14 protein-coding genes and 2 tRNA genes are annotated in these 13859 nt (G+C 66.5%); 9 read left to right on the forward strand and 7 right to left on the reverse strand.

Features of this window, described 5'->3' with window-relative positions:
- Window positions 1-77: 77 nt before the first annotated feature.
- The 3 genes from BES08_RS34610 to BES08_RS02205 form a co-directional block, all read right to left on the reverse strand.
- A complete protein-coding gene (locus tag BES08_RS34610; protein WP_338043849.1) occupies window positions 78-749 on the reverse strand; it encodes an oligopeptide:H+ symporter in 672 nt (223 codons plus the stop codon).
- Between the two features lie 399 nt (window positions 750-1148).
- The gene (aroB, locus tag BES08_RS02200) at window positions 1149-2255 is read right to left on the reverse strand and encodes a 3-dehydroquinate synthase (RefSeq protein WP_069707588.1); all 1107 of its coding nucleotides are present in this window, start codon (window positions 2253-2255) and stop codon (window positions 1149-1151) included.
- Entirely contained in the window at window positions 2246-2830 is a 585-nt protein-coding gene (locus BES08_RS02205) for a shikimate kinase (protein WP_069707589.1), read from the reverse strand. Before BES08_RS02205 ends, aroB begins: the two co-directional genes overlap by 10 nt.
- 57 nt (window positions 2831-2887) lie before the next feature.
- On the opposite strand from BES08_RS02205, the gene BES08_RS32615 reads away from it, so the two are divergent.
- From BES08_RS32615 to BES08_RS02220, 4 genes are all read left to right on the forward strand, one after another.
- A complete protein-coding gene (locus BES08_RS32615) occupies window positions 2888-3046 on the forward strand; it encodes a hypothetical protein (protein WP_155986147.1) in 159 nt (52 codons plus the stop codon).
- The gene (locus BES08_RS02210; RefSeq protein ID WP_069707590.1) at window positions 3043-4935 is read left to right on the forward strand and encodes a hypothetical protein; all 1893 of its coding nucleotides are present in this window, start codon (window positions 3043-3045) and stop codon (window positions 4933-4935) included. The genes BES08_RS32615 and BES08_RS02210 overlap by 4 nt, the downstream gene beginning before the upstream one ends.
- Window positions 4936-4940: 5 nt before the next feature.
- Entirely contained in the window at window positions 4941-5837 is an 897-nt protein-coding gene (locus BES08_RS02215) for a tyrosine recombinase (RefSeq protein ID WP_008829682.1), read from the forward strand.
- Between the two features lie 89 nt (window positions 5838-5926).
- Window positions 5927-7432 (forward strand): M48 family metalloprotease, encoded by a 1506-nt coding sequence (locus tag BES08_RS02220; protein WP_197524446.1) that lies wholly within the window; start codon window positions 5927-5929, stop codon window positions 7430-7432.
- Window positions 7433-7537: 105 nt separating this feature from the next.
- Here the strand turns inward: BES08_RS02220 and BES08_RS02225 are convergent, their stop codons facing one another.
- Both BES08_RS02225 and BES08_RS02230 read right to left on the reverse strand, forming a co-directional pair.
- The gene (locus BES08_RS02225; protein WP_008829680.1) at window positions 7538-7711 is read right to left on the reverse strand and encodes a Flp family type IVb pilin; all 174 of its coding nucleotides are present in this window, start codon (window positions 7709-7711) and stop codon (window positions 7538-7540) included.
- 121 nt (window positions 7712-7832) lie between these two features.
- Window positions 7833-8021 carry a Flp family type IVb pilin gene (locus BES08_RS02230; RefSeq protein ID WP_008829679.1) on the reverse strand — a complete coding sequence of 63 codons (189 nt, stop codon included), beginning with the start codon at window positions 8019-8021 and terminating at the stop codon, window positions 7833-7835.
- Between the two features lie 121 nt (window positions 8022-8142).
- On the opposite strand from BES08_RS02230, the gene BES08_RS02235 reads away from it, so the two are divergent.
- The 3 genes from BES08_RS02235 (at window position 8143) to BES08_RS02245 (ending at window position 8845) form a co-directional block, all read left to right on the forward strand.
- Window positions 8143-8598 (forward strand): (deoxy)nucleoside triphosphate pyrophosphohydrolase, encoded by a 456-nt coding sequence (locus tag BES08_RS02235; RefSeq protein WP_083274565.1) that lies wholly within the window; start codon window positions 8143-8145, stop codon window positions 8596-8598.
- Between the two features lie 44 nt (window positions 8599-8642).
- Window positions 8643-8719 (forward strand) — tRNA-Arg (locus BES08_RS02240).
- Between the two features lie 49 nt (window positions 8720-8768).
- Window positions 8769-8845, forward strand: a tRNA-Arg gene (locus BES08_RS02245).
- Between the two features lie 206 nt (window positions 8846-9051).
- Here BES08_RS02245 and BES08_RS02250 read toward each other — a convergent pair.
- The gene (locus BES08_RS02250) at window positions 9052-10350 is read right to left on the reverse strand and encodes a chloride channel protein (RefSeq protein ID WP_231958136.1); all 1299 of its coding nucleotides are present in this window, start codon (window positions 10348-10350) and stop codon (window positions 9052-9054) included.
- A gap of 195 nt (window positions 10351-10545) precedes the next feature.
- A complete protein-coding gene (locus BES08_RS02255) occupies window positions 10546-11172 on the reverse strand; it encodes a hypothetical protein (RefSeq protein WP_069707593.1) in 627 nt (208 codons plus the stop codon).
- A gap of 532 nt (window positions 11173-11704) precedes the next feature.
- Here BES08_RS02255 and BES08_RS02260 point away from each other — a divergent pair.
- Entirely contained in the window at window positions 11705-13261 is a 1557-nt protein-coding gene (locus BES08_RS02260) for a phospholipase D-like domain-containing protein (protein WP_069707594.1), read from the forward strand.
- Window positions 13236-13856, forward strand: coding sequence for a GTP cyclohydrolase I FolE (gene folE, locus BES08_RS02265; protein WP_069707595.1), 621 nt, complete (start codon window positions 13236-13238; stop codon window positions 13854-13856). The genes BES08_RS02260 and folE overlap by 26 nt, the downstream gene beginning before the upstream one ends.
- The last annotated feature ends 3 nt before the right edge of the window (window positions 13857-13859 follow it).

Here is a 13859-nt window from a genome sequence, read left to right on the forward strand (position 1 = left end):
CCGTCTCCCTTCTCGAACGTGGCGCGGGGCTCGGAGGACTTGGCGGCCTTGCTGTCGGCGGGCAGCCAGGGCTTTGCCTAGATGTACAAAAGCAGGCCGAGCACCATGACCACGCCGGCGCAGCCGAAGCCCCAGTGCCAGCCGACTTTCTCACCCAGCGTGCCCGAGATCAGCGGCGCGACGATTACCGAGACATTGATAAATATGTAGAAAATCTGGAACGCCATCGCGCGGCGGATATCACCCTGCTTGTAGAGTTCGCCGACCTGGCTGGCGATGTTGCCCTTGAACAGGCCGACGCCGACCACCAGCGATATCAGCGCCAGCAGGAAGGCGCTTTCGAACGCCATTAGGAAATGGCCGAGCGACATGACCACGCCGCCCGCGATCAGCGCGGCGCGGCGGCCCAGCAGGAGGTCGGCCAGAATGCCGCCGAGGATCGGGGTCAGATAGACTAAAGCCGTGTAAAGTCCGAATATTTCCGAGGCCAGCGGTTGCCCGGAAAGACCGGGGAACACGTGCGTTGTGACCCAGTCCAGCCCGATCACGCCCTCCTGCCGCCCCGGCACCAGCAGGTACTTGACCATGTAGAGCGTCAGCAGCGTCTGCATCGAATAGTAGGAGAAGCGCTCGCAACCCTCGACCAGGCCGAGCAGGCCTAACCCCTTGGGATGGCCCAGGAAAGCGCGGTCATCTCGCGCCGCTTCTTCGGGGAAGTCGAGGTTGGGCGTCGCTTCGGGTGCGGTCATGTCTGTCCCGTAATTATCTTGTGCATCGGCGTAATCGCCGTTCCTGCGCGAGCAATGTCATGTCGACGTAACAGGGTCAAACCTGAATGCGTGGCTAACGAAAAGGCGGCAGGCCGATCGACCTGCCGCCTTCCGCAACGCCCCGGGGGATTCGCACGGGGCGTCTTGGCCCCCCGGCCAGCGTGTCAAACGCCTACTCCGTTGAAAGAGCGTGCAAATATACAACGTTCGCGAGCCTGTATCGATCCGGGCTTCGTCGCTGCACGGCCACGAAGCGGCGCATAAGCACGGCGTTTTGCAGGGTGCATTCAATGGCACTCAACGGCACTCAAAGATGCCACAAGGCGCCAAGAGGTGAATGGCAATGACGACGTTGAAGGGACGGTGCTCAGGAGAGCGTCAGCGCCCCAATTCCTCGTCGAGGAACGCCGCCACGTCTTCCAGCGAAACCTGCTTGTCGAGGTAGGTCTGGCCGATGCCCTTCATCAGCAGGAAGGGCAGGGTGCCGGCGTCCATCTTCTTGTCGTGGAGCATGTGCTGCACGAGAGCGGCACCGTCGCAGTCCATCCCGAGCGCGTTGAGGCTGGCAGGCAGCCCGATCTCGCCGATATGCTGCGCCACATGCTCGGCGCTTGCCTGCGGCATCAGCCCGCGCCTTGCCGAGTAGCGCGCTGCCAGCACCATGCCCAGTGCGACGCCCTCGCCGTGGAGCAGGCGGTCGCCGAAGCCGGTCTCGGCCTCCAGCGCGTGGCCGAAGGTGTGGCCGAGGTTTAGCAGGGCGCGGCGGCCGGTGGTCTCGAACTCGTCCTCCGCCACGATGCGCGCCTTGGCCGCGACCGAATGCGCCACCGCATATTCGCGAAGCGCGCTGTCGCCCGCCAGCATCGCGGCGGCATTGCCGTCGCACCAGGCGAAGAAGTCGGCGTCGTCGATCAGCCCGTACTTCACGACTTCGGCATAGCCCGCGCGCAAGTCCCGCTCGGGCAGGGTTTCCAGCGCCGAGAGGTCGGCCAGCACCAGCGAGGGCTGGTGGAACGCGCCGACGAGGTTCTTGCCGGCGGGCGTGTTGATCGCGGTCTTGCCGCCGACACTCGAATCGACCTGTGCCAGCAGCGTGGTGGGCACCTGGATGAAGTGGCACCCGCGCTTCAGCACCGAGGCGCAGAAGCCGGTGAGGTCGCCGATCACGCCGCCGCCCAGCGCGATGATGTGATCGCCGCGCTCCACTTCGAGGCCGAGCAGCCAGTTCACCGTGGCCGAGAGTTCGTCCCACGACTTGGTCGCCTCGCCCGCAGGCAGGATGCGCCAGTGCGGTTCGTGGCCGTTGTCGCGCAGGGACTTTTCCACCACGTCGCCCCAGGCCGCGTGGACGTTGGCGTCGGTGACGATTGGCACGCCGCGCTTGCGCAGCTTGCCCCGGCAGTTGGGGGCGAGTTCCGCGAGCAGCCCGGCGCCGACGCGCACTTCGTAAGGGCGACCGGCGATATCGACGGGGATCACAGCCATTGGGAAATTCCCTGAAGTACTTTGTTGATCGTCTGGACGTGCGGGCCTGCGCTGCTCAGCACGTGGATCGGCGCCTGGCAATAATGCTGCGCCCGTTCCTCGCGCAGGCGGCCGAGAATTTCGCGCGGGTTGCCGCCGCGCAGCAGCGGGCGGTTCTCCTTTCGCGCAGTGCGCTCGACGAGGGTATCGACCTCGCTGTCGAGCCAGATCGTGATCGCCTTGTCGAGGATCAGCGCGCGGGTTTCGGCATTGACGAAGGCGCCGCCGCCGGTGGCGATGACGATGCGCTGCCGTCTGGTCTCGCTGTCCGTGATCAGGCGGGAAATCACCCGGCGCTCGCCGTCGCGGAAATAGTCCTCGCCATAAGCGTCGAAGATTTCCGGGATGCTCATCTGCGCGGAGCGTTCGATCTCGTCGTCGGCATCGACGAAGGGGCAATCGAGCAGGTTCGCAAGCCGCTTGCCGACGCTGGACTTGCCCACGCCCATCATACCGACAAGCACGATGGGCCGGTCGATACGGCGGGCGAGCGCTGCAATTTCCTGCGCGGAAAACCGGGTTTGTTGAACGTCCATTGCCCGATCGCCTATAGTTGCGCTAGGTCGCAGCGCAAGCATGGTGAAGGAAGCCGAGTGAACATCGTAAAGCGCAGGCGCCGTATAGCGTCGGCCGTTGCCATTCTCCTGCCGATTGCCGTGGTCGGCCTTGGTATTGCCGCATGGAATGACGCGGGCGTGCAGCCGGTGACGCAGCAGACCGTCTCGATCCCGCTGCCGGAACTGTCGAAATGAGAGCGGTGCACCTGCTCGCGGGAGGCGCGCTGGCGCTGACCTCGGTGTGGGCGGCGGCGCAGGACAGCCCCGAATCGCTGCTGCCCAAGATGTTCGACGAGCCCGCACCCGCGCGCTCGGCCACCCCGCGTCCGCAGGCGCCGCGTACCCAGGCCCCTAAGCCACAGAACTCCTCCGCGCCGAGTGCTGCGGCGTCGAGCGCTCCGCGTCCCGCCGCGACCTCGACCCCGGTGGTGCAGGCGATCCCGACCGGTACGCCGGGCGCGACGCCCACGGTGATCGCGCAGGACGACGGCACCTTGCGCCGTATCCCGAGCCTCGAGGAACTCGAGAAAATGTCGCCCGAGGATTTCGAGGCGCTGCTCGGGGCCAAGGTGGTGATCGACATGCCGCCCGCCGCGCGGCGCTCCGCCGACGAGGCGGGGATGCTCGGTGCCGACGAAGGGGGCCTGCCGCTGGCCTCGCTCGCCGGGCAGAACGGCAGCCTGATCCGCGTCGCGCTGGAGGGCAACCGGGGGCAACTGGTCTCCCGCTGGGGGCATATCCTGCTGCGCCGCGCGCTGGCCTCGCGCCTCAATCCGCCGAGCGGGATGAGCGCGGCCGACTTCATGGCGATGCGCGTCGGACTGCTGTTGCGCATGGGCGAGACCGATGCGGCGCGCGTGGTGCTGCAAGATCTCGACATCGCCGATTACACCCCGGCGTTCGGGCAGGTGGCGTTCGACGTCTATGCCCGCAATGCCGACTTCACCGGTATGTGCCCGGTGATGGCGACGCAGGGCTCGCTGCGTGACGATGCCGCGTGGAATACCTCGCGCACCATCTGCGAGGCGTTTCGCGGCAACAGCACGGCGGCGATCTCGAAGCTGGAGCGCGACCGGGTTCGCGGCAAGATGGACCAGATCGACCTGCTGCTCGCGCAGAAGTACGCAGGCGCGGCCGGCAAGGCGCGGCGCGCGGTGACGATCGAGTGGGACAAGGTCACGACGATGACGCCGTGGCGCTACGGTCTCGCGATCGGCACGGGGCTGGAACCGCCGACCGCGCTGATGGCCACGGCCGGGCCGTCCTACGATTACGCGACGGCGCTGGCGCCGATGGTCAGCCTTGGCCGCCGGGCGGCGGCGGCGGATCGTGCCGCGGCTGCGGGCGTGCTGTCCAACGCGGCGATGGTGGACCTCTATTCGCAGATCTTCGCCGATCCCGATGTCACCGGCGAGTGGCAGGACCGCGCGGAATCGCTGCGGGACGCTTATGTGCAGCAGGACCCCGCCGCTCGGCTGGCGGCGATGCAGGCGCTTTGGAACGTGACCGGGTCGGCGCTCTATGCGCGGCAGGTGCTGACGGCCGCTGCCGCCGCGCGCATGGCGCCCAGCGCCGACATGGCCGACAGCGCGTCCTCGCTGATCGCCTCGATGCTGGCGGCGGGATACGACGCCAATGCCCTGCGCTGGTCGAGCGTGGTCGAGGCCGGATCGCGGGCATGGGGCATGCTGATCCTTGCGGCACCGGGGCGCGTGGCGACGGTCGGCAGTTCTACGCTCAATACGTATGTCGATGACGACGACAGCACGCAGAAGCGCCGCTCGGCCTTCCTTGCCGCCGGTCTTGCCGGGCTGGAGCGCGTCGATCGCGCCGACGCCGAGCGGGTCACCCGCTATGCCGGGATGGACATGGCTGGAAGCACGCGCTGGACTCAGGCGATCGACCATGCCGCCAGTCGCGGCGACGAAGCCAGTGTCGCGCTGCTCGCGGCCTTCGGCATGCAGGGCGACAACTGGCAGCGCATGACGCCGCGCCACCTCTATCACATCGTCTCGGCGCTGCGGTCGGTGGGGCTCGACGCCGAAGCGCGGATGATCGCCGCCGAGGCGGTCGCGCGGGTCTGAGCGCAGTGACTGTGGCCGCGGCCGGGAACGATCTCGCCGAGCGGTTCCTGGCGATGCTGGCGGCGGAACGCGGCGCGGCGGCCAATACGCTCGCCGCCTATCGCCGCGACCTCGAAGCCGCGCGCGAGGTGCTGGGCGATGTCGCCAATGCCACGCCCGAGGCATTGGAGGGGCTCGGAGGCGCGTGGAGCGGACTGGCGGCGTCCAGCCTCGCCCGGCGGTGTTCGGCGCTGCGGCAGTTCTATGGTTTCCTGATCGATGAAGGGCTGCGCAAGGACGATCCTTCCGGTGCGCTGCCCAAGGGGCGCGTGCGCCGCCCGCTGCCGCGCCTGCTCAGTCACGAAGAAGTCGAGCGGTTTCTCGCGCAGGCGGACGAGGAGGCGACTTCCGAGCGGTCCGACGCGGTGCGGCTGCTGGCGCTGCTCGAACTGCTCTACGGGTCCGGCCTGCGCGCGACCGAACTGGTTTCGCTCCCCGTCACCGCAGTGCCGCGGGATGCGCCGTTTCTCCACATAACCGGCAAGGGCGGGCAGCAGCGCATGGTGCCGGTCAGCACCCGCTCTCGCGCGGTGCTGTCGCGCTGGCTGGCGTTGCGGAAGGGGACCTCGCGGTTCCTGTTCCCGTCGAGCGGGGCAAGCGGTCACCTGACGCGCGTGCGGCTGTTCCAGTTGCTGCGGGCACTGGCGGGCAGGGCGGGGCTCGATCCGGAGCGCGTCTCGCCGCACGTGCTGCGCCATGCCTTCGCAACTCACCTGCTGGAAGGCGGCGCGGATTTGCGCGTGCTGCAGATGCTGCTCGGCCATGCCGACATCGCGACGACGCAGATCTATACGCATGTGGACAGCGCGCGGCTGGTGGAACTGGTGAACTCGCGCCATCCGCTCGCGAAGGGGCAGATGTAGGGCGCAAGGGAACAAGCCCGCCGTGCGACTCGTTGCGCGAAGGGCAAGAATCGCGGGTGGCGGCCCGCAGAATGGAGGAAGGGAGCGACATGGTATCCAACGTGAAGCGCGTGGTTCGGGCCGGAGTTCGGGGAGGCGCGGTCGTCTCGGCGCTGGGGCTGCTGGTGGTCTCGGCGGGGCCGGCGCGGCTGGAGGCGCAGGCGTCGAAAGCGCCGCAAGTCTATGCGATCAGTGCTGCCGACAAGTCGCAAGGGGCCAAGGCCCATCCCGAACTGCTGGCCGAATTCGGCGGCGGCCTGACCGGTCCGCAGGCCAGCTACGTCGAGCAGGTTGGCAAGCGAATCGCGGTGCAGTCGGGCCTGTCGAACGCGACGGGGGATTTCACCGTCACCCTGCTCAATTCGCCGGTGAACAACGCTTTCGCGATTCCCGGCGGCTATATCTACGTGACGCGCCAGCTGACCGCGCTGATGAACAACGAGGCGGAGATGGCGGGCGTGCTCGGCCACGAGGTCGGCCACGTCGCCGCGCGGCACTCGGCGCAGCGGCAGAAGGCGGCGCAGCGCAACCAGATCCTTGGCGTGCTGGGCTCGGTGCTGGCGGGCGCGGTGCTGGGCGACAACGCTTTCGGGCAATTCGGGCAGAAGCTGTTTTCGCAAGGTTCGCAGCTACTTACGCTGAAGTTCTCACGCTCGCAGGAGCTGCAGGCGGACCAGCTGGGCATTACCTACCTCAAGCGCGCGGGCTACGATCCGCGCGCGATGTCGAGCGTGCTGGAAAGCCTTGCGCGGCAGAACGCGCTGGAGGCGCAGCTGCGCGGGAGCACGAATCAGACGCCGGAATGGGCCTCGACTCACCCCGATCCCGCCTCGCGCGTGCGCTCCGCACTGACATATGCGGGGCAAGGGAGCAGCGGCACCACGAATCGTGACACTTTCCTCACGCGAATCGACGGGCTGGTCTATGGCGACGACCCCAAGCAGGGCGTCGTGGACGGCCGAAAGTTCACGCATCCGACACTTCGATTCGCCTTCGAGGCCCCTGACGGCTTCTTCATGGTCAACGGAACGCAGGCTGTTACGATCAGCGGATCGTCGGGGAAGGCACAATTTTCCGGCGGGAAGCTGAGCGGCAGCCTCGATTCGTACATCACCGGCGTCTTCGCCGGGCTGACCGAATCGAATCAGGCGCGAATCACTCCCGCCAGCATCGAAAAAACCACGGTGAATGGCATCCCCGCCGCTTACGGAGTCGCACGGGTGCAGCAGCAGAGCGGGGCGGTGGACGTCGTCGTCTTCGCCTACGACTTCGGCAACGGGCAGGCCTATCACTTCCTGACGCTGGCGCAGGCGGGTGGTGCAGAAGTGTTCACGCCGATGTTCCGCTCGATCCGGCGCATCTCGGCGGCGGATGCAGGCAGCGTGAAGCCGCGATTGCTGCGCGTCGTCACTGTAAGGCAGGGCGACACCGTGCGCTCGCTGGCGGCGAAGATGGCCTATACCGACGCGGCGGTGGACCGTTTCCTGGTGCTCAACGGCATGGATGCGAACACCGCGCTGACGCCGGGGCAGAAGGTGAAGATCGTAACCTACTGATATTGCGGCTTTATGGTTTCCGCAGGGCACAAAGCGAAAGGGGCGGCAGGTTTCCCTGCCGCCCCTCAATCTTTAATCTGTAAGTACAGATTAAGTATTCAGCTATTAGCTGACGCCCTTCGACATTGCCGACGAGGTCTTCGAGAAGGTCGAAACGAGCTGCGAGCCCATGCCCTGCATGGCGGCGATGGCGGCAACTGCGATGAGAGCGGCGATCAGGCCGTATTCGATGGCGGTAGCGCCCTTTTCGTTGCGGCGCAGCTTGGCGAGAAACTTCATGGTGGTCTCCTGATAAAGCAGTCTAGTGTACCCGGTCCGCCTCGCTTCAGTCTCTCTTCTGCGCCTTGGACAATCTCTTTTTAGCCTGCAATCGTTGATAAACGCTTAAGGCTGTTTCACCCTAGTTTTTGGACATCGCAGCCGACGACTTGGCGGCTACGTTGTTCCACATAGATACGGTCTCGCTGGCCACGCCCTGCAGCGTGGCGAAGATGGCCAGTACGATGAAGGCGAGGATCATGCCGTATTCGACCGTGGACGCACCGTCCCGGTTTTCGATGATCGTCTTGAGAAGGCGATGAAGGCGCATGGTCACCGTGCTAGTTCGCGCGAGGGACGTCTGATCCCACGGCAGCGTTAATTAGGCATTAAGGCAGGAGGCACAGCTGGAAAGTCCACCGACACCTTTACTCGTCGTCGCAGGCGCACTCGTGCGTCCCGATGACGGCGGGCGCGACGACGGGCGTTCCGGCACAGTGCTTATGCAGCAGCGCGATTTCATCGGAGTGCATGGCGGCCTATGGGAATTTCCCGGAGGCAAGCTGGAGCCGGGTGAGAGCCCGGAGGGCGCCCTTGTACGCGAACTCGAAGAGGAACTGGGCGTAATCGTAGCGCCGGGCGATCTGGAGGCGGTGGGCTTCGCCAGCGGCCGCACCGCTACGGTCGAGGAAGGCGGGAAGGGGCCGTCGCGCCCGCTCGTGATTCTTCTCTATATTTGCACCCGCTGGCAGGGCGAGCCGCGCGCCATCGAGGCCGCCGACGTGGCATGGGTCGCGCCCGGCGCGATCTCGGGACTGAGGATGCCGCCGCTCGATTACCCGCTGGCCGAGGCGCTCGAACGGCATCTGGGGGCTGTGGAAAACAATATGCAAAAAAGCGGAACATAGGCGTTGACCGATGCCGATTCCCCCCCTAGAGGCAGCCCTCCAAGGCGCCCGTAGCTCAGCTGGATAGAGCATCAGACTACGAATCTGAGGGTCGGACGTTCGAATCGTTCCGGGCGCACCACTCTTCCTTCCGGGGGTGATGTGGTCCTTGTTTGGGTTGAAAATGGTAGGCGCCCGTAGCTCAGCTGGATAGAGCATCAGACTACGAATCTGAGGGTCGGACGTTCGAATCGTTCCGGGCGCACCACCATCCAAAACGAAAAACCCCGCCCTCACCGGCGGGGTTTTTCGTTTTGGCGTTTCATCGCTGCGACCGCACCGGGTCTTGATATTTTGCCCGTCATCCCCGCGAAGGCGGGGACCCAACTGATGACGCCTCGACAGGGAACATCAGGAGATGGGTTCCCGCCTTCGCGGGAATGACGACGCGTGGTGATGATGAACGGCGCTCGGTCACCCTTTCGCCAGAAACCCGCGCGAGAGGCCGTGGTAGAGCTTTTCCCGGCACACCAGCGTGCTGGCGGTATCGGCGATGATCGCTGTCAGGAACAGCGGCAGTATCATCCCGCGGCTTGCGGTGGTCTCCATCAGAATGATCACGGCGGTCAGCGGCGCGCGCACGACGCCGACGAAGTAGCCGGTCATGCCCAGCAGGACGACGGCGGGCATGGGATCGCCTGAGAAGACGTAGGACAGCAGTTCGCCGAAGCCCGCGCCGACCGACAGCGATGGCGCGAAGATGCCGCCCGGCGCGCCGGAGATCGCCGTCGCGGCGGTGGCGACGAACTTGGCCGGGCCGAACCAGGGGGAGGCGCTCTGCTGGCCGTCGATCATCAGGCGGGTAGTCTCGTAGCCGGTGCCCCACGTAGAGCCGCCGGTGACGACGCCGAGCACCGCGACGACAAGCCCGCAGATCAGCGCCGTCGCTACCGGCCGCGAACGCATGGCCGCGAGAAGGGGATGTTCGCCGCGCGCGCAGGCCAGCAGCAGGCGCGAAAACAGCCCGCCGAGGACGCCGCCCAAGATTCCCGCGACCGGCGCGATCATCACGACCGAGCCGACTTCCAGCGTCTGTCGCATGGCTCCGAAGTAGACGTAGTCCCCGGCGATCCCGAGGCTGACGAGGCCGGAGACGACGACCGCGCCCATCACCAGCACCGCGACGCGCTGCTCGAAAGCGGCTGCGAGTTCCTCGATCGCGAAAGCGACCCCGGCCAGCGGCGTGTTGAAGGCGGCCGCGACTCCAGCTGCACCGCCCGCGATGAGCACGCCCGCCGTCATCGGCACGCGCAGCACGCGGTGGCAGGCAACCATGATCGCGGCACTGACCTGTACTGTCGGCCCCTCGCGCCCGACCGAGCCTCCGGCCAGCAGCATCGTCACCGTCAGCAACAGCTTGGTGATGGCGGTGCGCATCTGCAGCAGCGGCGAGCGGGCGAGTTCGAGGTTTTCACTCGCCGCCATGACCTGCGGAATGCCCGAGCCGCGCGCGGCGGGCGCCCAGCGCCGGGTGATGAAGACGACGGCAGCGAAGATCGCGGGTGTCATGACGAGCGGAGCGTAAGGGTGGACGGCGGCGAAGGCGCGGAACACTTTCTGCGCGGTGTCACCCGCCCATGCGAAAGCGATCGCGACCAGGCCGAGCAGCACCGCTCCCCCGATCGTCGCGGCCCGGCGCCGCGCAAGGTCGAGCGAGGCGTCGATGCCCGGGACGGCCTTGAAAAAGGCCGTGAAGCGTTCCGAGATGGTCAATGCGGACCCCAAGATGGTCTGGCGGCGCGCTTGTTGCGCGTCTGGACGGGCTCGCGCCTCTATTGGGGCAACGGGTGCGCGAATCGCAAGACCTTTTTGACCCGGATAAATAGAGAGGGCCGGAAGCGAGTTCGATCGCTTCCGGCCCTCGGCCACTTTGCCGGTCACCCTGCCAGGGCAGGATGAGGCAGAGGCTTACTGGCCTTCGGGCGTGGTCGCTGCAGCCGCACCGCCTGCGGTCGCGGCGGCGTCGGCGCCCGGCTGGCCGCCGGCGGCCGACTGGGTCGCCTTGGCGAAGTCGGCAGCGCTCATGCCCAGAGCCAGCGAACCGTCGGCGCCGAGGCCGAGGTAGGACTTCTTGAGCTGCGCGGCCGAACCGCCGCTGAGGGCCACGGTGACGTTGTCGCCTTCCACCTTGCTGACGGTGCCGAGCACGACGCCGTCGCTGCTCTTGATGGGCGCGTCGGCGACGATCGCAGCATCCTTGGCGGCGGTGTTCTCGGCCTTGGCGCCGTTCACGGCCGATTCCAGCTCGGCCTTGGTCATGCCGATGGTCAGGCCCTTGTCGCGCATGACGAAGGCATTCTTGGGGAGACCGGCGCGCGCGGTGCCGGTGGAGACGGTGACGATGTCGCCCTGGACGGCCTCGACAGTGCCGACGTCAGCGCCTGCGGCGTCGAAGACCTTGGCGCCGGTGGTCGGGTTGGCGGTTGCGGTCGCCGCCGCGGCGGGAGCGGCAGCCGGTGCAGCGGCCTGAGCCATCACGGCAGCAGGAGCGAGTGCGGCCGCAGCGATGGCGGCGGTGATGAGGGTTTTCTTCATGGCGTACTCCTTGTTTGCGGGACCCGTGGGAGGACGGGCCCGGAACAAGCCCCCCTGAAGGGGCGAGAAATGCGGCCCGGCGAACCCGGGCTGGGGTTACCCCGTCCGACTTTCGCCGGCCCCGCCGCGGCGAAACTTCGCACACGGCAGACGGGGTGAGGGACAGGTATAGTCAGGCAAATCCAGCGCAGGGTGAACGGTTGCGTGTACAAGGGGCGAATCGAGCCATTCCCGCGATGAGCCGGTCAGCCCTTGTGGAAAACAGCGGATTTCGGCCGTTCTCGCCGTTTCGATTGTGGGCGAGTGGTTGTCGGTGTCACCACCAGGCGGTCATCGCTTCCCGAATCCCGATGCTCTGTGACCCGGGGCAGGGTCTGGTCCTCATGACCGACGATCGCAAAGGTCTCTGCGATGAACGCTTCGTCGCGTCGGGCGAAGTCTGACTGCGTGTGCACAAGTTGACATTCGAGGGGAACATTCGCGCCCTTCGGCGTTTGAACCGGCCGTGGTGGAAGCTCCGGCAGGATGGACGATGCAAGATCAGAACGACGAGGGCGTTGCGCCTTCGGTATGGCGCTATGCCAAGGCTTCGCGCGCGCACGTGGTCGTGGACGCGGCCGATTACTTCGAGGCCATTCGCGAAACGATGGAAGGCGCGCGCCAGCGCATCTTCATGATCGGGTGGGACTTCGATTCCCGCATCCTGCTGACCTCCGGGCGGCGCTGGTGGCAGCGTGGCCGCAAGCGCAAGTTTCCCGCGCGCCTCGGCTCGTTCATGCTCTGGGTGGTGAAGCGCAATCCGGAGCTTGAGATCAGGCTGCTCAAGTGGAACGTCGCCATGCTCAAGTACCTGCTGCGGGGTACGATGCTGTTCGACGTGGTGCGCTGGGCGAAGCATCCGCGCATCGACTTCAAGTTCGATGCCGCCCATCCGGTCGGCTGCAGCCATCACCAGAAGATCGTGGTGATTGACGACAAGGTGGCGGCCTGCGGCGGCATCGACATGACCTCCGACCGGTGGGACACGCCTGACCACCTGCCCCGCGACCCGCGCCGCAAGCGGCCGACCGGGCGGCTCTACGGTCCCTGGCACGACGTCACGATGATGCTGGAGGGCGAGGTCGCCGCGACGCTGGGGGAACTGGGGCGCGAGCGCTGGAAGGTCGCCGGCGGCGAAGACCTCGCGCCCTGTCGCCCGCGCGAGGGGACTCCCTGGCCGGAGGGGCTGACGGCCGAGTTCGAGAACGTCGAGATCGGCATCGCCCGCACCCGCGCGGAGTATAACGACTGCCCGCAGGTCGCCGAGATCGAGAAGCTCTTCGTCGAGCAGATCGCCCGCGTGAAGCGCTTCATGTATGCCGAGACGCAGTACTTCGCCTCGCGCGCGATCGCGGAGGCCATCTGCAAGCGGCTCTCCGAGGACAATCCGCCCGAGTTCTTCATCGTCAACCCGGTCACCGCCGACGGCTGGCTGGAGCAGCAGGCGATGGACACCGCCCGCGTCGAACTGGTCGAGACGCTGCAGGCGGTGGACGCGCATGGTCGTTTCCGCATCTTTACTCCCTCCAACGCCGAGGGCGAGCCGATCTACGTCCACGCCAAGCTGACGATCATCGACGACGAGGTGCTGCGCGTCGGCTCGGCGAACATGAACAACCGTTCGATGGGCCTCGACAGCGAGTGCGACGTCTTCATCGACCTTGCCCGGCCCGCCAATGCCCACGTCGATCCCGCGACGATCACCGAATTGCGCCTGCGCCTGCTGGCCGAGCACTGCGGTATCGCGGAAGGCGAAGTGGCGGCCGGGATCGAGCGGCATGGCTCGATGGCGGCGATGGTGGACGCGCTCAATCGCGACGGACCCAAGGCCGGAAAGAAATATCTCGAACCCTTGCCCTTGAAGAACTTGTCGGAAGCTGAAAGAGCACTCGGCCAAAGCGGGGTGCTCGATCCGGAACGCCCCGGCGAAATGTTCGAGCCTATCGCGCGACGCGGGTTGTTCCGCGGCAAGGGACACCTGATGCGTGTGCGCCTGATGAAAAGATTGAGAAGGAGCAAGTCGGATGAGCAGCCAGGTAAGTCCCGATGAGGATAGCCCGCGCCATGACCCCTTGCGCAAGCCGGATGTGCCCGACAACGTTCAGGACGCGATCCGCACGCTGATCGAGTGGGCCGGCGACGATCCGACGCGCGAGGGCCTGGTTGACACCCCCAAGCGCGTGGCGCGCGCCTGGCTGGAATACTGCCAGGGCTATCAGGAAGATCCGGCGGTCCACCTGTCGCGCATCTTCGAGGAAGTGGGCGGCTACGACGAGGTCGTGCTGCTGAAGGACATTCCCTTCCAGTCGCACTGCGAGCACCACATGGCGCCGATCATCGGCAAGGCCGCGATCGCCTACCTGCCGCGCAACCACGTTGTCGGCATCTCCAAGCTGGCGCGCGTGCTGCACGGCTTCGCGCGCCGCCTGCAGATTCAGGAGCGCCTGACCGCCGAAGTCGCGCAGTGCATCTGGGAACACCTGAAGCCGCAGGGCGTCGCGGTCGTGATCGAGGCGAACCACGCCTGCATGACCGCGCGCGGCGTGCGCACGCCGGGCGTCGGCATGATCACCAGCCGCATGATGGGCACTTTCCTGGAGGACGAACGTTCCCGCAAGGAAGTGCTCAGCCTGATGGGCTACTGAATA

Origin of the sequence: Novosphingobium resinovorum, assembly GCF_001742225.1 — a bacterium.
Taxonomy (GTDB): Bacteria; Pseudomonadota; Alphaproteobacteria; order Sphingomonadales; family Sphingomonadaceae; genus Novosphingobium; species Novosphingobium resinovorum_A.